We start from the raw sequence: 16,060 nt of genomic DNA, 5'->3' as shown, positions 1-16,060 counted from the left end.
GCTTTTCTGGCACACTCTGTGCCCATGGGTGAGACGACCGTGACGCGACCGGAAGGCCCCGAAGAGGCCGTTCCGCACCCGGTCACGGAGGAAGCCGGGCGAAGCGTCCCGCACCGGCTGCGCACGCCCGGCCGGCCCCGGCTGTGGGTCGAGGTTCTGCTGATCGCGGTGAGTTACTGGACGTACTCGCTGATCCGCAACGCGGTCCCCGAGCAGCGGACCGAGGCCCTGCGCAACGCCTCCTGGATCTGGCACACGGAGCACGCGCTCGGCATCGCCGTCGAACGATCCGTCAACCACGCGGCCGATTCGGTGACCTGGCTGATCGTCGGGATGAACTACTACTACGCCACCCTGCACTTCGCGGTGACGCTCGCCGTGCTCGTGTGGCTCTACCGCGGCCATCCCGGACGCTACGCGGCGGCCCGGCTGGCGCTGTTCGCGACGACGGGTGTCGCCCTGGCCGGCTACTACCTGTTCCCGCTGGCCCCGCCGCGGCTGATGACCGGCGGCGGGTTCGTCGACACCGTCCAGGTCCACCGGACGTGGGGCTCGATGGCCTCCGGCGACCTGAAGCACATGTCCAACCAGTACGCGGCGATGCCGTCGATGCACATCGGCTGGTCGCTGTGGTGCGGTGTGACCGTGTGCGCGCTGGCGACCGTGCCGTGGGTGCGGGTGCTGGCGCTGGTGTACCCGGCGGCGACCCTCGTGGTCATCGTCGCCACCGCCAACCACTTCTGGCTGGACGCCGTGGGCGGTGTGCTGTGCCTGGTGTTCGGCTTCATAGTGGCGTTCGTCTGGTACGGCGCGCTCCCGCACGCCCTGCCCCGCCCCGTCGCACCGCCGCGGACCGCGCTGCCCACCCGGGCGTAAGCCCCCCGGCGCGGCGCGGGCCCGGCCCGTCAGCCGCCGTAGAACAGCTCTTCCACGACCGTCCGGGCCCGGCGGGCCGTGCGGCGGTAGTCGTCCAGCATCTCCCCCACGTGCCCCGGCCCGTATCCCAGGTACCGCCCCACCGCCGCCAGGTCCCGCGGCTCGGTGGGGAACGTGTCTCCCGCCCGCCCCCGCACGAGCATCACCGCGTTGCGCACCCGCGTCGCCAGCACCCACGCCTCGTCGAGGACCGCGGCGTCCTCCTGCGACAGCAGCCCGGCCTCCCGCGCCGCCGCCAGCGCCGCCCGGGTCCGCGTCGTCCGCAGCGCCGGCTGCCCCGCCCCGTGCCGCATCTGCAGCAGCTGCACCGTCCACTCGACGTCGGACAGCCCACCCGGCCCCAGCTTGGTGTGCAGCTTGGGATCGGCGCCGCGCGGCAGCCGCTCGGACTCCATCCGCGCCTTCAGCCGCCGGATCTCCCGCACCGCGTCCTCGTCGAGCCCGCGTGCGGGATACCGCAGCGGATCGACCAGCTCCACGAACCGGCGCCCCAGGTCCTCGTCGCCGGCGACGGGCTCGGCCCGCAGCAGCGCCTGCGACTCCCACACCAGCGACCAGCGCCGGTAGTAGGCCTCGTACGACTTCAGCGTCCGCACCAGCGGCCCCGACTTGCCCTCGGGCCGCAGGCCCGCGTCGATGAGCAGCGGCGGATCCGCGCTCGGGATCTGCAGCAGGCGCCGCATCTCGGCGACGACCCGGTTCGCCGCCTCGGCCGCCTCCCGCTCATCGACGCCGTCCTGCGGCTCGTGCACGAACAGCACGTCCGCGTCGGAGCCGTAGCCCAGCTCGTGCCCGCCGAAGCGCCCCATGCCGATGACGGCGAACCGGGTCGGCAGCGTCTCGCCCCAGCCCTCGCGCACCACCGCCCGCAGCGTCCCCGCCAGCGTCGCAGCCGTCAGGTCCGACACCGCGCCGCCGACCCGGTCCACGAGCGCGCCCTGGTCGGCCTCGGCCGGCTGCGCCTCGGTGCCGTAGGAGCCGACGATGTCGGCGGCGGCGATCCGGAACAGCTCCCGGCGCCGCACCCCGCGCGCGGCCGTGACCGCCTGCTCGGCGCTGCCCGCGCGGCCGACGGCGGCGAGGGTCTCCTGCTCCAGGTGGGCCCGCCCGCGCGGCTGGAGTCCGCCGCCGTCGCCGTCGCCGAGCAGCGCCACGGCCTCCGGCGCCCGCATCAGCAGGTCGGGGGCGAGCCGGCCCGCCGACAGCACGCGCGCCAGGTTCTCCGCCGCGGCGCCCTCGTCGCGCAGCAGCCGCAGGTACCAGGGCGTCCTGCCAAGCGCGTCGGACACCTTGCGGAAGTTCAGCAGACCCGCGTCCGGGTCGGCGGAGTCCGCGAACCAGCCCAGCAGCACCGGCAGGAGGGTCCGCTGGATGGCGGCCTTCCGGGTGACGCCGGAGGCGAGCGCCTCCAGGTGGCGCAGGGCCGCGGCCGGGTCGGCGTAGCCGAGGGCGACCAGCCGCTCGCGGGCCGCCTCCGGCCTGAGCCGGGCCTCGCCGGGGGCGAGCTGGGCGAACGCGTCGAGCAGTGGGCGGTAGAACAGCTTCTCGTGCAGGCGCCGTACGACGCTCGAGTGCCGCCGCCACTCGCGGGTCAGCTCCGCGACCGGTTCGGTGCGCAGACCCAGGGAGCGCCCGAGGCGGCGCAGGTCGGCCTCCTCCTCGGGCAGCAGGTGGGTGCGACGCAGCCGGTGCAGCTGGATACGGTGCTCCATGGAGCGCAGGAAGCGGTAGGCGTCCTCCAGCTGCACGGCGTCGGCGCGCCCGATGTAGCCGCCCGCCGCCAGGGCCTTCAGCGCGTCCAGGGTGGTGCCGCTGCGCAGGGAGACGTCGGTGCGGCCGTGCACCAACTGCAGCAGCTGGACGGCGAACTCGACGTCCCGCAGGCCGCCCGGGCCGAGCTTCAGCTCCCGTTCGAGCTCCGCGGCGGGGATGTTCGCCACGACGCGGCGGCGCATCTTCTGCACGTCGGCGACGAAGTTCTCGCGCTCGGCGGCCTGCCAGACCAGGGGGTCCACGGCGCGGACGTAGTCCTCGCCGAGCTCCAGGTCGCCGGCCACCGGGCGGGCCTTGAGCAGCGCCTGGAACTCCCAGGTCTTGGCCCAGCGCTGGTAGTAGGCGACATGGCTGCTGAGCGTGCGCACCAGCGGGCCGTTGCGGCCCTCGGGGCGCAGGTTGGCGTCGACGGGCCAGATGGAGCCCTCGACGGTGGTCTCGGAGCAGATCCGCATCAGGTGCGCGGCGAGCCGGGTCGCGGCGCGCAGCGCCTCGGCCTCGTCGGTGCCGTCGCCGTTCCCGGCGGGCTCGCCGACGAAGATGACGTCGACGTCGGACAGGTAGTTCAGCTCGTGGCCGCCGCACTTGCCCATCGCGATGACGGCGAGCCGGCAGGCCGCGGCGTCCTCGGGCGCGGCCTCACGGGCGATGCGGAGCGCGGCGCGCAGGGTGGCGGTGGCGAGGTCGGCGAGCTCGGCGGCGGTCTGGGCGACGTCGATGGTGCCGCACACGTCGCGGGCGGCGATGGACAGCAGGCAGCGCCGGTAGGCCACGCGCAGCGACACCGGGTCGTCGGCCCCGGCGAGCCCGCGCTCGAACTCCTCCAGACCGGGGTGCAGGTCGTGCGGCTCGTAGGTGACGAGCGCCTGCCAGTCGCCGGTGTGCCGGGCGAGGTGGTCGCCGAGCGCGGCGGACGCGCCGAGGACGCCGAGCAGCCGGTCGCGCAGCGGCTTGGCCGCTATCAGCGTGTCGAGCAGTTCCCGCCGGGCCGTCGCGTCGGGCTGGGCCTCCAGCAGCCGGACCAGACCGCCGAGCGCGAGGTCCGGGTCGGCGGTCGCCCCCAGCGCCTCCAGCAGCACGGGGTCGTTCCGCACGGGCGCGAGTTCCGGGGTCTCGAGGAGCCGCTCGGCTGCGGCGGCTTCCGTGAAGCCGTGCCGCAGCAGCCGTGTGAAGGTACTGCTTCTGCGCCCCGGCGCCGTCATCCCGGCCTCCCGTCGGATCAGGTGCGTCCTGGCCAGAGCCTAGCCGCAGAGCCCGGCGGGGGGCGCCTGCCGGGGGGCGGGGCCGGGCGCCTGCCGCGTAACCGGAGCGGGGGCGGGGGCGTGCTCATGCCACACGGCGGCACGGGCCGGGGCGTGCTCCTGCCGCGCGGCGGCGCGGGGGCCCGCCGCGTGGCGGGGCCGGGCGTCTGCCGCGCAGCCGGAGCGGGGGCGGGGGCCATCTTCAGCGGGTGGTGCCCTGGCCGAATCCGAGCCCCGAGCCCGAGCACGGCCCGGGGCCGGATCCGAGCCCGGGCCGAGGCCGGCCCGAGTCGGGGTCGGTTGGGGACCGGGGTCGGGCCGGGGCCGGGCCTATCGCCTGCGGTGGGTGGGGACGTGGGGCGAGCCTGACCCTGGGCCCCGGGTGGGGCCAGGTCTGGTCCAGGGCCGCCCAGGTCCCCGGGTGGGGCCAGGTCTGGTCCAGGGCGGTCGATGCGGTGCGCCCGGCAGGGCCGCCGGTCGCCGGTGGCGGCGCCGCGTGGGACCAGGCCCGGGGCGCCGGCCGCCCGGCCGGTCGCCTGCGGTGGCGCCGCCCACTGTTGTCCGCTTCGGTGGTGATGAGCCGCCCGGCCGGACCCGCCGACGGTTCGCCGCGCGCGGCGGGCGGGTCCGGGGACACACCGACGAGGGAGTCAGCCATGGAGATGACGCTGGAAGTGATCCCGCTGCCGGTCGCCGACGTCGACCGGGCCAAGGAGTTCTACCGCGACAGAGTCGGATTCCACGTGGACTTCGACGGCGAGGTGATGCCGGGCGTGCGCATCGTCCAGCTGACGCCGCCGGGCTCGGGCTGTTCGATCGCGCTCGCCCACGGACTCGACAGGCCCACGGGGAACCCCCGGCCGGGGACCTATCACGGGATGCAGCTGTGCGTGGCCGACGCGAAGGTCGCCTACGAGGAGCTGACCTCGCGCGGTCTTGACGTCACCGAGCCGCGGGCGCTCTCACCGCAGGACGGCGGCACGTTCCTGTACTTCCAGGACCCCGACGGCAACAGCTGGGCGATCCAGGAGTACCGGCGCCGGGCGGCCGAGCCGCTGCACCGGTTGCTCGCCGAGCTGGCCGCGGGGCGGTAGGCCGCCGGGGGCCGACCGGCGGCCGACCGCTTCTCCCGGCGCTTCGGCCGGCGTCGCCTCCCGACAGTTCATCCGGTCTTCACCCACCGGGGCGGACGGCGTGGGCCGGCGAACCCTTGGCGTGTGCATGCTCTCCCCGTACAGCCACTCCCGTTCTCCCGTTCCGCCCCTCGCCCGCCCCTGGAGGCTGATGTGTCCGGCAGTTCCGTCCTTCGCCGCGGCCGCGCCGCCCTGGCGTCCGCCACCGCCCTGGCGGCCGTCGCCGTCGGTCTGTGGACCGGCCTCGGCGCCGGCTCGGCCGCGCAGGCCGCGACCGGGGTGCCGACCCCGGACCACGTGGTCGTCGTGGTCTTCGAGAACCACGCCTACAGCCAGGTGATCGGCTCCGCAAGCGCCCCGTACATCAACTCGCTGAAGTCCGGCGGCGCCGACCTCACCCAGTCGTACGCCGAGACCCACCCGAGCCAGCCGAACTACTTCGCGATGTTCTCCGGCTCCACCCAGGGCATCACCGACGACAGCTGCTACACCCCCGGCTTCTCCTCGGCCCCCAACCTGGCCTCCGAGCTGATCGCCGCCGGCCGCAGCTGGGCGAGCTACAACGAGTCGCTGCCGGCCCAAGGCTCGACGACGTGCAGCAGCGGCACCTACGCCCGCAAGCACAACCCGTGGTTCGGCTTCGCCAACGTCCCCACCTCCACCGCCAGGACGATGGCGCAGTTCCCCACCGACTACTCGACGCTGCCGCGGATGTCCTTCGTGGTCCCCGACCTGTGCAGCGACATGCACGACTGCTCGGTGTCCACCGGCGACACCTGGCTGAAGAACGAACTCAGCGGCTACGCCACCTGGGCAAAGTCCCACAACAGCCTGCTCGTCGTCACCTTCGACGAGGACAACCGGCTCAGCGGCAACCGCATCCCGACGGTGCTGTACGGGCAGCCGGTCGCGGCGGGCTCCAGCTCCGCCACGACGTACAACCACTACGACCTGCTGCGCACCCTGGAGGACACGCAGGGCCTGACCACCCACGCGGGCAACGCGGCCTCCGCCAAGGACATCACCGGCATCTGGGCGTCGTGACGTGTACGTAGCGGACAGCCGCGCGCACTCCCCCGCGCCGCCCGGCCCGACCGGGCAGGGGGCGCCCCCGTCCGGCGCCCCGGCGTCCCCGGCAGGCGCCGTCCGGCCCCTCGCCGGGCGGCGCCGCGCCGCGGTCGCCCCCACGGTCCTCGCGCTGGGCACGGTCAGCCTGGTCACCGACGTCTCCTCGGAGATGGTGACGGCGGTGCTGCCGCTGTACCTGGTGGCCGGACTCGGCCTGTCCCCTTTGGGCTTCGGCCTGCTGGACGGCGTCTACAACGGCTTCTCGGCCCTCGTCCGCCTGGCCGGCGGCCACCTGGCCGACCGGGGCGGGGGCCGTCACAAGTGGGTGGCGGCCCTCGGCTACGGCACCTCGGCGCTGTGCAAACCTCTGCTGCTGATCGCGCACTCCCTGACGCCCATCGGCCTGGTCCTGGCGGCCGACCGCACCGGCAAGGGCCTGCGCACCGCGCCCCGCGACGCGCTGATCTCCCTGTCGAGCAGCCCGGAGACCCGCGGCCGCGCCTTCGGCGTGCACCGCGCGATGGACACGGCGGGCGCGCTGCTCGGGCCGCTGGCGGCCTTCCTGATCCTGCGTGCGACGGTCGACGGCTACGACGCGGTGTTCACGGTGAGCTTCTGCGTGGCGGTGGCGGGCGTGCTGGTCCTGGTCCTCTTCGTCCCCGGCGGCACGGCGCGCCCGTCCGGAGCCCTCCCTTCGGGGCGGACGCGGCCGACACGGCCGCGCGGGGCCGTCCCTTCTGCTGGGCGGACGCAGCCGACACGGCCGGTCGAGCTGGGTGGCACCGCGCCGGACCGCACCCCGCCCCCGCAGCGGCCAGGGTCGCCGCGGCCGTCCGGACGCCCCACCCTCCGGGCCGCCGTTGCCCTGCTGCACCGGGGCGACCTGCGCCGGATCGCTGTCTGTGCGGCGCTGCTGGGCCTGGCAACGGTCAGCGACTCCTTCGTGTACCTGCTGCTGCAGCGGCGCCTCGGGGTCCCCGACCGCTGGTTCGCGCTGCTGCCGCTGGGCACGGCGGCCGCGTTCCTGCTGCTGGCGGTGCCGCTCGGTCGACTGGCGGACCGGATCGGCCGCCGGCGCGTGTTCCTGGCGGGCCACGGAGCGCTGCTGACGGTGTACGCGCTGCTGCTCGGCTCCTTCCACGGCACGGCGCTGCCGTACGTCGTCCTTCTGCTGCACGGCGGCTTCTACGCGGCGACGGACGGCGTGCTGATGGCGGCGGCCTCCGAGTGCGTCCCGGAGGAACTGCGCTCGTCGGGCCTGGCGCTGGTGCAGACGGGCCAGGCGCTGGCGCGGTTCGCCTGTTCCCTGGGGTTCGGCGCGGCGTGGACGGTGTGGGGCGACCGCGTGGCGCTCACGGCGTCGACGGTGGCACTGGTGGTGTGCGCGGCGTTCTCCCTGCGCCTGCGCCCGGCAGGCGTCGCAGGGGAACGACGGGAAGCGGCCGCGGGCGCCGGGAAGGACGAGAAGTGACGGTACACGCGCGCATCCTGGTCCTCGTGTCGGTCGTCGCCCTGCTGGCGGCCGTCGGGGTCGCCTCCGTCCTGCACGCCTCGGCGCGGGCGGACCGCCGGAACCGGACGCAGCCGGGCGGTCCGCGGGTCACCGCGGGACGGGTGACCCTGACGGAACCCGGCCGGATGGTGTTCCGCAGCATGGCCTGGGGCCCGCACCGCGACGAACTGACGACGGTCCCGGCCGCCGACCCGTCGGGCCCACGCACCGCTTCGGGCGTCAGGTGCCTGCGCTTCCACGCCGCGGCGGGCACGGGGGTGTGCCTCCAGGCCGTGCACGGCGCGGTCTCGGACACCTACCGCGCGCTGGTCCTCGACGCGCACCTGAAGGAGAAGGCCCGCTACGCCGTTCCGGGGATCCCCTCCCGCGCCCGGGTCTCCCCGAGCGGCCACTTCGCGGCCTGGACGGCGTTCGTCGGCGGTGACTCGTACGCGGGGACGGACTTCTCCACGCGGGCGGCGATCGCCGACGTCAGGACGGGCCGGCTGATCCCGTCCCTGGAAGAGTTCCGCATCGTCAGGGACGGCCGCCCCTACACCTCCCCCGACGTCAACTTCTGGGGCGTGACGTTCGCCGCGGACGACCGCACGTTCTACGCCACCCTGGCGACGAGGGGACGGACGTACCTGGTCCGCGGCGACCTGCGGACGCGCACGGTCAGCACGGTGCGGACGAACGTGGAGTGCCCGTCCCTGTCCCCCGACGGCACGCGCATCGCCTTCAAGAAGCGGGTCGCGGGCCTCCCGAAGGACGCCCCGTGGCGCCTGTACGTCCTCGACCTGCGCACCCTGCGCGAGACGGCTCTGGCCGAACCGCGCAGCGTGGACGACCAGGCCCTGTGGCGCGACGACCGCACGCTGGTCTACGCCCTCCCCGGCGATTACGGCGCGGACCTGTACGAGGTCCCGGCCGACGGCACGGTAAAGCCGCACCGCATCAGCGCGGCGGCGGTGTCCCCGGCGTTCGTGCCCTGAAGCACTCGGCCGCCCCCCGCAGGCCTTCGCCGAGATACCGCGCTGTCGATTCAGGTGCTGCCGACCGACTGCGAGGACCACGTCGGCACAGGTGGGTTGATCGAAGTGCTCAAGTTCCCCGACGGGTCCGCGGTGGGACGCTCCGACGGAGCGTTCTCGACCTCAGCCGATTGACGCCTGCAGCGCCAGCCTGAGTCGCAACAAGTGTGGCGTGGTCGTCGCTCATAGCCCACTCCATGCACCCCCAAGTCCAGGAGAAGACTCCAGGTACCACTGCGCGGCGAGTTGGCGTTCTCCGAAGATCCAGCGTCGGGCCACTGAGGCAGCGGGCGGCGAGCCGCCGTGGACTGATGCCCGCTTGTCCGTGTTCATCCGGTGACTGTTTGTCATCCCTTGACGGTGCTGATCACCCGTTCGCAGGTAAATCTTCGACCGATTGGGGCATACCGATAGCGAGGTGCGGGTGACGCAGGCAACAGTGTCAGACCCATGAGGGACACTGTCAGCGTCGCAGAAGCTACTGGGGGGTAGGGGCTGATTCAGATGACCATCCAAGAGCAGAGGACTTCGGACCACGACGACGACGTCGTCACTGAACTGTCCGAGGAGGAGTTCCGTGAGGCCGCCTACGCGGCGCTGGACCGGCTCGGTCTGACCTACAAGCAACTCCGCGACATGGCGGCCCGCCGTGACTTCGACTCGGCGCAGGCCCAATCACTATGGGTATCCATCGGCGGCGCACTTGATCTCTGACAAGCTTCGTGACCAGACGAACAGATTCGCCAAGGAGATCCAGAGTCTCCTGAACTGCACTATCGCGAACTACATCCAGATGAAGGCGGTCGCGCTCTCCATGGGCGACGACCGTCTTTTCGCGCTCGGACATCTGATCGACAAGACGACGATGACGGCGCAGCGGTTCCCGTTGAAGCCCAGGGCGCCGAAGGTCGAGATGTGGATGGACATCAGCTTCCAGCTGCGCCTGGACGCCGAGCGCGAGCATTTGATGGTCCACAAGTCGTTCTTCGGGGTGTTCGGGTCGCAAGCTGCCAAGCACGGCCTCTTCCACTACGACTACGAACGCGACAAGGCGGACGGCTACCCGGATGCCCATCTACAGGTGTACGGCGCGTCGGAGCTGTTCAGCACGCTGAACGACCCAAGGACGGATGTCGGCCGGTCGTTCTCGCAACTGCACTTTCCTGTGGGCGGCAAACGCTTCCGGCCCTGCCTTGAGGACATCATCGAGTTCCTGGTAGTCGAGCGTCTGGTGGAGGCGCGGGACGGCTACGAGAAGATCCTGGAGACCGGACGGGAGAACTTCCGTCGGAACCAACTGTGGGCCGCGATGCGCCGCGACCCCGACGCTGTCGCGAAGTTCGTAGACCGTTACGGCATCTCGAATTAGTAGCGACGCTCAGAAGGTGCCCCGGGCGGGCATAGGGCCCGGGGCTTTCGTTCGGTGCAATAGTCGACGGCGAGCCGGCAAGGGTCCTGAGGACGGCCACGGACGGGGCGCTGCCCATGCATCTGAGTGTGAATGGCGAGTTGTTCGCCGTGTCGGGCGACAGCGAAGTAGTCCGTCCGACGGCCCGAGGACGACCCAGAGGCCAGGAGATGCGGTGGGGCTGCCAGTCGGCGACCGTCAACCTCTCCCGTCATGTAGGCAGGCACCCGTCCTGACCTGCGACTACAGCACTGGCAGCAGGTTCTTCAGCTCGAACGCCGTGACCTCCGAGCGGTAGGCCTCCCACTCCTGCTTCTTGTTGCGCAGGAAGAAGTCGAAGACGTGTTCGCCGAGGGTCTCGGCGACCAGGTCGCTGCGCTGCATGAGGTCCAGGGCCTCGCCGAGGTTCTGCGGGAGGGGTTCGATGCCCAGCGCGCGGCGCTCGGCGTCGGAGAGGGCCCAGACGTCGTCCTCGGCCCCCGGCGGCAGCTCGTAGCCCTCCTCGATGCCCTTGAGGCCGGCGGCCAGCAGGACCGCGTAGGACAGGTACGGGTTCGCCCCGGAGTCCAGGGAGCGCACCTCGACCCGCGCCGAGCCCGTCTTGCCCGGCTTGTACATCGGCACCCGGACCAGGGCGGAGCGGTTGTTGTGCCCCCAGCAGATGTACGAGGGTGCCTCGCCCCCCGCGCCGGCGGTGCGCTCGGAGCCGCCCCAGATGCGCTTGTAGGAGTTCACCCACTGGTTGGTGACCGCGGAGATCTCCGCCGCGTGCCGCAGCAGGCCCGCGATGAAGGAGCGGCCGACCTTGGAGAGCTGGTACTCGCCCCCCGACTCGTAGAAGGCGTTGCGGTCGCCCTCGAAAAGGGACAGATGCGTGTGCATGCCACTGCCGGGGTACTCCGAGAACGGCTTCGGCATGAAGGTGGCCTGCACGCCCAGCTCCAGCGCCACCTGCTTCATGACCAGGCGGAACGTCATGATGTTGTCGGCGGTGGACAGGGCGTCGGCGTAGCGCAGGTCGATCTCCTGCTGGCCCGGCGCGCCCTCGTGGTGGGAGAACTCCACCGAGATGCCCATCGACTCCAGCATGGTGATGGCCTGGCGTCGGAAGTCCATGCCCACGTTCTGCGGGGTGTGGTCGAAGTAGCCGGAGTTGTCGGCGGGTGTCGGCCGGCTGCCGTCGACGGGCTTGTCCTTCAGCAGGAAGAACTCGATCTCCGGGTGGGCGTAGAAGGTGAAGCCCAGGTCGGAGGTCTTGGCCAGGGCGCGTTTGAGGACGTAGCGCGGGTCGGCGAAGGACGGGGAGCCGTCCGGCATCAGGATGTCGCAGAACATGCGCGCGGTGCCGGGGGCCTCGGCGCGCCAGGGCAGCACCTGGAAGGTCGACGGGTCCGGCTTGGCGATCATGTCGGACTCGTAGACCCGTGCGAAGCCCTCGATGGCGGAGCCGTCGAAGCCGATGCCCTCGTCGAAGGCCTGCTCCAGCTCGGCCGGTGCCACGGCCACGGACTTGAGGAAGCCCAGCACGTCCGTGAACCACAGCCGTACGAACCGGATGTCGCGCTCCTCCAACGTCCGGAGCACGAACTCCTGCTGCTTGTCCATAGTCCGCTTCCTCATCTGTGCTGGTCAGGCCGCCTGCCTCCGGTGCGCGGGAGGCGGTCGGGACCTGAGCATCCCACCACAACACCATTTCATGCGTGTTGCGTATCCGGTTCGCCCGGCCGTCCACGGCCCGAACGTCCCGCGTCCGGCGGGTGTACCGCTTGTGCCGTCCATCTTGCCTGCTCGGACGGCCGTGCGTAACGGCCGGCCGTGAGCAAGAAGGGCGTCGCCCCGGCGGACATCCACTGCGAGGTGTTCCGGCCGGACCTCTGGCCGGCACAGGGCTGGGCCGGTTTCCCGACCGCTCGGCGAAACCCGGAGCTCCACGGCTCCGGGGCTTTCCCGCGTCCGAGCTGTCCCGTCCCCCGGCGGTCCAGGGGCCAGGGGCCACGGCGCACGCCCGGGAGATACCGAGCAGCACCGGTCCCGTCGGGTCGGCCACCATGTCAGTCACGGTGAGCGGGCCCAGCGACGCGTAGAACGCCTCCTGGGCCCGGCGCAGGGCTCCCCGCAGCCGGCACGCCCTCCTCAGCGGGCAGGGAGGGGGGCTGCCCTGGTAGTCGACGACGCCGCCGTCCCCCTCGAACGCGCGGACCACCGCGCCGACCGACCCCCCGGGGCCGGCTCCCGTGAGCGCCAGTCCACCGCCCCGACCGCGCCGGGCGGTGAGCGGGCCCGTGCGGGTGAGTTCGGTCCGCCGGCGTCCGTGCCCGCTCTACGCACGGCCTCCCCCCTCCCACTACCATCAGCGCACCCGTCCGCCCCCTCACCTCCCCGAAGGACACGCCATGGGCTCCGCGCACCAGACCGGCACCGAGCAGCGCAAGGCGCACATGGAGGAGGTGCGGCGCGCCGAGCGCGCCCGGCAGCGGCGTAACCGGGCCCTGCTGATCGCGGCGAGCGTGGTCGTCGTCGCCGGCCTCGTCGCCGGCGGCGTGGTCCTGGTGAGGGGCGGGTCCCACGGCGAGGACGCCGCGAGCGACGGCGGCAAGGGCGACGGCGACTCGGGCCACTTCGCCACCGGCGCGGACGGCGTGCGGTCCTGGACGGGCGAACTGGCGCGCACGCACGTCACCACGCCGGTGTCGTACCCGATGCGGCCGCCCGTGGGCGGCAACCACCACCCCGTGTGGCTGAACTGCGACGGCGACGTCTACACCGGGCCCGTCAGGAACGAGAACGCCGTGCACTCGCTGGAGCACGGCGCCGTCTGGGTCACCTACACCGGCAAGGCGGCCAAGACCGACGTGGACGCGCTCGCGGCCAAGGTGAGGAAGACCCCGTACACGCTGATGAGCCCGTACGAGAACCAGGCCGCCCCGCTCATGCTGTCCGCGTGGGGACACCAGCGCACCGTGAAGAGCGCCGACGACCCGGCCGTCGACCGATTCTTGGCCACCTACGTCCAGGGCCGGCAGACACCGGAGCAGGGCGCCCCGTGCACCGGCGGGACGATGAAGTGAGTCGGCCCGCCCTCCGGATCGCCGGTGCCGCCGCGGCCGCGCTCGTGGCGGCGGGTGCCCTCACCTACGCGGTCGCCGAGGACGGCGGCGGCCCGCGGAGCACGACGCCCGCCGCGGAGTCGGCGGACGCCGGTTTCGCCCGTGACATGGCCGTCCACCATCAGCAGGCGGTGGAGATGTCGTACCTCGTGCGCGACCGCACCGGCGACGCCGAAGTGCGCCGTCTGGCCTACGACATCGCGCAGACGCAGGCCAACCAGCGCGGCATGCTGCTGGGTTGGCTGGACCTGTGGGAGCTGCCGAAGGTGTCGGCTGATCCGCCGATGACCTGGATGGGCATGGGTGACACGCCCGCCGGCGAGGACGGCGCGCTGATGCCCGGCATGGCGACCGACGCGGAGATGGCGAGGCTGGGCCGGCTGAACGGCCGGCAGGCCGAGGTGTTCTACCTCCAGCTCATGACGGACCATCACCGGGGCGGCGTCCACATGGCCGAGGGCTGTGTCGCCCGGTGCACCGTCGGCGCGGAGAAGAGGCTCGCGCGGGGCATGGTCGAGGCGCAGCGGTCGGAGATGCGGCTCATGGCCGACATGCTCAAGCAGCGGGGCGCGGGACCGCGTTAGGGCGCCTCAATTCGCCCAGAACATCGGTTTCTTGGTCTTCTCTTGGCTTGTCCATTCCCCTGGCATGAACGGTTCAGAGAAAGAGTGGCCCCCGTCGCGTGATCCTTCCTGGGGCCTTGCCGCCGCCGGCTCTACGCGGGTCACCGACGACGGAGCACGCGCTGCGCGTGCCATGTGAACCGCATCCCAGGGGGTTCCTCTATGCAATCCAATCGCGCCGTGCTGCGCGCCGGAGTGAGCCTGGCGGCGACGCTGCCGATGCTCGCCGGTGCGCTGGCACTCGGCATACCCGCGGCGCACGCCGCGGACCACCCGGGCCGGGACGTCCTCTCGGGCACCAGGCCCGCGTGGGCCACGGCCAGGGCGGACAAGGGCGCGGCCTCCGACAGCGCCCAGGTCACCGCTCGGGTATACCTGGCCGGCCGCGACGCCGCCGGTCTCGCCGCGTACGCCCGCGCCGTGTCCGACCCGAACTCGGCCTCGTACGGCCGGTATCTGAGCGACGACGCGGCGCGGGCGCGCTTCGGTGCGACCAAGGCCCAGGTGGCGGCGGTGAAGTCGTGGCTGAAGTCGGCCGGTCTGGAGGTCACCGCCGTCACGGCGCACTACGTCGCCGTCACGGGTGACGTGGCCGCCGCCGAGAAGGCGTTCGGCACCCAGCTGCACAACTACGCCAAGGGCTCGAAGACCTACCGGGCTCCGGCGACGACGGCCTCGGTGCCCGAGGAGCTGAAGGGCGCCGTCCTGACCGTCACCGGCCTGGACAACGCCCCGCACAGGGCGAGCCACAAGGACCAGCTGCCGCCGCCGGACGCCGTGTTCAAGAACGCCGGGCCGTTCTCCTCCTACTACGGCTCGAACATCGCGAGCACGCTGCCGGACGCGTACGGCACGAAGGTCCCGTACGCCGTCCAGGGCTACACCGGCAAGCAGTTGCGGGCCGCCTACGGCGCCGGGAAGTACACCGGCGCGGGCGTCCGGATCGCCATCACCGACGCGTACGCCTCGCCGACCATCGCCTACGACGCGGTCACCTACGCCAAGAAGCACGGCGACGCCGCCTGGAAGACCGGCCAGCTGCGCCAGGTGCTGCCGAAGAAGTACACGCGGACCGAGGAGTGCGGAGCCGCCGGCTGGTACGGCGAGGAGACCCTCGACGTCGAGGCCGTGCACGCGGTCGCGCCCGCCGCGCAGATCACGTACGTGGGCGCCGCCTCCTGCTACGACGACGACCTGCTCGACTCGCTCAGCAAGATCGTCGACGGTCACCTGGCCGACATCGTCTCCAACTCCTGGGGCGACATCGAGGCCAACCAGACGCCGGACCTCGCGGCCGCCTACGACCAGGTGTTCCAGTTCGGCGCGGTGGAGGGCATCGGCTTCTACTTCTCCTCCGGCGACAACGGCGACGAGGTCGCCAACACCGGCACCAAGCAGGTCGACACCCCCGCCAACTCGGCGTGGGTGACGGCCGTCGGCGGCACCTCGCTGGCCGTCGGCAAGGGCGACGCGTACCTGTGGGAGACCGGCTGGGGCACAGAGAAGGCGTCGCTGTCGGCGGACGGGAAGAGCTGGGCGAACTTCCCCGGCGCGTTCACCTCCGGCGCGGGCGGCGGCACCAGCAGCACCGTGCCGCAGCCGTACTACCAGAAGGGTGTCGTGCCGAAGGCCCTGGCCACGGCCCACAGCGCCGACGGCAACCGCGTCGTCCCGGACATCGCGGCGATCGCCGACCCGAACACCGGCTTCAGGGTCGGCCAGACGCAGACCTTCCCGGACGGGACGCAGAAGTACAGCGAGTACCGCATCGGCGGCACCTCGCTGGCGGCGCCCGTGATCGCGGGCGTGCAGGCCCTCGCGCAGCAGGCTCGCGGCGGCAAGGCGCTCGGGTTCGCCAACCCGGCGATCTACTCGAAGTACGGCAAGACGGGCGTCTTCCACGACGTGACGGACAACCCGACGGGCTCCGGCCTGGCGGTCGCCCGGATCGACTTCGTGAACGGCCTCGACGCCGCCGACGGCCTCGCGACCTCGGTCCGCAGCCTCGGCAAGGACAGCTCGCTGTCCGCGGTGAAGGGCTACGACGACGTCACCGGCGTGGGCTCGCCCGCGAACGGCTACGTCCAGTCGTACCGGCGTCACTGAGTACCGGCGTCAGTGATCCACTGACCCGGTGGAGGGGGCGTGGGGTGCTGGGGCCCCACATACACCACCCAGGGGAACGGGCAAACCTAAGTTACCCGCCCCCCCCCAAGCTCAATCCACCGCCGCACAGAGACTACGC

The 16,060-nt window shown here is 72.4% G+C and carries 12 protein-coding genes and 2 pseudogenes; 11 read left to right on the top strand and 3 right to left on the bottom strand.

Annotated features, from left to right (window positions below; translation table 11 throughout):
- Positions 1–24: 24 nt before the first annotated feature.
- On the top strand, positions 25–876 hold the full coding sequence (locus ACWDNY_RS16865) for a phosphatase PAP2 family protein (RefSeq protein WP_451646511.1): 852 nt from the start codon (positions 25–27) through the stop codon (positions 874–876).
- A gap of 29 nt (positions 877–905) precedes the next feature.
- Here ACWDNY_RS16865 and ACWDNY_RS16860 read toward each other — a convergent pair whose 3' ends face one another.
- Positions 906–3,911 carry a bifunctional [glutamine synthetase] adenylyltransferase/[glutamine synthetase]-adenylyl-L-tyrosine phosphorylase gene (locus ACWDNY_RS16860; protein ID WP_451646510.1) on the bottom strand — a complete coding sequence of 1,002 codons (3,006 nt, stop codon included), beginning with the start codon at positions 3,909–3,911 and terminating at the stop codon, positions 906–908.
- Between the two features lie 695 nt (positions 3,912–4,606).
- Here ACWDNY_RS16860 and ACWDNY_RS16855 point away from each other — a divergent pair.
- The 7 genes and pseudogenes from ACWDNY_RS16855 (at position 4,607) to ACWDNY_RS16825 (ending at position 10,046) form a co-directional block, all read left to right on the top strand.
- Complete coding sequence (locus tag ACWDNY_RS16855) at positions 4,607–5,044, top strand: VOC family protein (RefSeq protein ID WP_451646509.1); 438 nt, start codon at positions 4,607–4,609, stop codon at positions 5,042–5,044.
- A gap of 192 nt (positions 5,045–5,236) precedes the next feature.
- The gene (locus tag ACWDNY_RS16850) at positions 5,237–6,127 is read left to right on the top strand and encodes an alkaline phosphatase family protein (RefSeq protein WP_451646508.1); all 891 of its coding nucleotides are present in this window, start codon (positions 5,237–5,239) and stop codon (positions 6,125–6,127) included.
- Position 6,128: 1 nt separating this feature from the next.
- Complete coding sequence (locus ACWDNY_RS16845; protein WP_451646507.1) at positions 6,129–7,622, top strand: MFS transporter; 1,494 nt, start codon at positions 6,129–6,131, stop codon at positions 7,620–7,622.
- On the top strand, positions 7,619–8,638 hold the full coding sequence (locus ACWDNY_RS16840; RefSeq protein WP_451646506.1) for a TolB family protein: 1,020 nt from the start codon (positions 7,619–7,621) through the stop codon (positions 8,636–8,638). Before ACWDNY_RS16845 ends, ACWDNY_RS16840 begins: the two co-directional genes overlap by 4 nt.
- 42 nt (positions 8,639–8,680) lie before the next feature.
- Positions 8,681–8,797: pseudogene (locus ACWDNY_RS16835) on the top strand (transcriptional regulator); the annotation flags it as partial.
- A 384-nt stretch (positions 8,798–9,181) separates the two neighbouring features.
- Complete coding sequence (locus ACWDNY_RS16830) at positions 9,182–9,391, top strand: hypothetical protein (protein WP_451646505.1); 210 nt, start codon at positions 9,182–9,184, stop codon at positions 9,389–9,391.
- Positions 9,381–10,046, top strand: coding sequence for a hypothetical protein (locus tag ACWDNY_RS16825; RefSeq protein WP_451646504.1), 666 nt, complete (start codon positions 9,381–9,383; stop codon positions 10,044–10,046). The genes ACWDNY_RS16830 and ACWDNY_RS16825 overlap by 11 nt, the downstream gene beginning before the upstream one ends.
- A gap of 282 nt (positions 10,047–10,328) precedes the next feature.
- Here the strand turns inward: ACWDNY_RS16825 and glnA are convergent, their stop codons facing one another.
- Both glnA and ACWDNY_RS16815 read right to left on the bottom strand, forming a co-directional pair.
- The gene (gene glnA, locus ACWDNY_RS16820) at positions 10,329–11,690 is read right to left on the bottom strand and encodes a type I glutamate--ammonia ligase (protein ID WP_451646503.1); all 1,362 of its coding nucleotides are present in this window, start codon (positions 11,688–11,690) and stop codon (positions 10,329–10,331) included.
- Positions 11,691–12,090: 400 nt separating this feature from the next.
- A pseudogene (locus ACWDNY_RS16815) lies at positions 12,091–12,381 on the bottom strand (Rrf2 family transcriptional regulator); the annotation flags it as partial.
- 97 nt (positions 12,382–12,478) lie between these two features.
- Between ACWDNY_RS16815 and ACWDNY_RS16810 the strand changes: the two are divergent.
- The 3 genes from ACWDNY_RS16810 to ACWDNY_RS16800 all read left to right on the top strand — a co-directional run bounded on the left by ACWDNY_RS16810 (position 12,479) and on the right by ACWDNY_RS16800 (position 15,921).
- Entirely contained in the window at positions 12,479–13,153 is a 675-nt protein-coding gene (locus ACWDNY_RS16810) for a DUF3105 domain-containing protein (RefSeq protein ID WP_451646502.1), read from the top strand.
- Positions 13,150–13,776, top strand: coding sequence for a DUF305 domain-containing protein (locus tag ACWDNY_RS16805; RefSeq protein ID WP_451646501.1), 627 nt, complete (start codon positions 13,150–13,152; stop codon positions 13,774–13,776). Before ACWDNY_RS16810 ends, ACWDNY_RS16805 begins: the two co-directional genes overlap by 4 nt.
- Before the next feature lie 201 nt (positions 13,777–13,977).
- Positions 13,978–15,921, top strand: coding sequence for a S53 family peptidase (locus tag ACWDNY_RS16800; protein ID WP_451646500.1), 1,944 nt, complete (start codon positions 13,978–13,980; stop codon positions 15,919–15,921).
- The last annotated feature ends 139 nt before the right edge of the window (positions 15,922–16,060 follow it).

The sequence above is a fragment of the Streptomyces sp. NPDC003697 genome (assembly GCF_053587115.1).
This window is presented reverse-complemented; position numbering and strand designations above follow the sequence as displayed.

Coding starts and splice junctions, on each gene's coding strand:
- ACWDNY_RS16865 (WP_451646511.1), top strand. CDS start 25: ATGGGTGAGACGACCGTGACGCGACCGGAAGGCCCCGAAGAGGCCGTT.
- ACWDNY_RS16810 (WP_451646502.1), top strand. CDS start 12,479: ATGGGCTCCGCGCACCAGACCGGCACCGAGCAGCGCAAGGCGCACATG.
- ACWDNY_RS16860 (WP_451646510.1), bottom strand. CDS start 3,911: ATGACGGCGCCGGGGCGCAGAAGCAGTACCTTCACACGGCTGCTGCGG.
- glnA (WP_451646503.1), bottom strand. CDS start 11,690: ATGGACAAGCAGCAGGAGTTCGTGCTCCGGACGTTGGAGGAGCGCGAC.
- ACWDNY_RS16800 (WP_451646500.1), top strand. CDS start 13,978: ATGCAATCCAATCGCGCCGTGCTGCGCGCCGGAGTGAGCCTGGCGGCG.
- ACWDNY_RS16855 (WP_451646509.1), top strand. CDS start 4,607: ATGGAGATGACGCTGGAAGTGATCCCGCTGCCGGTCGCCGACGTCGAC.
- ACWDNY_RS16830 (WP_451646505.1), top strand. CDS start 9,182: ATGACCATCCAAGAGCAGAGGACTTCGGACCACGACGACGACGTCGTC.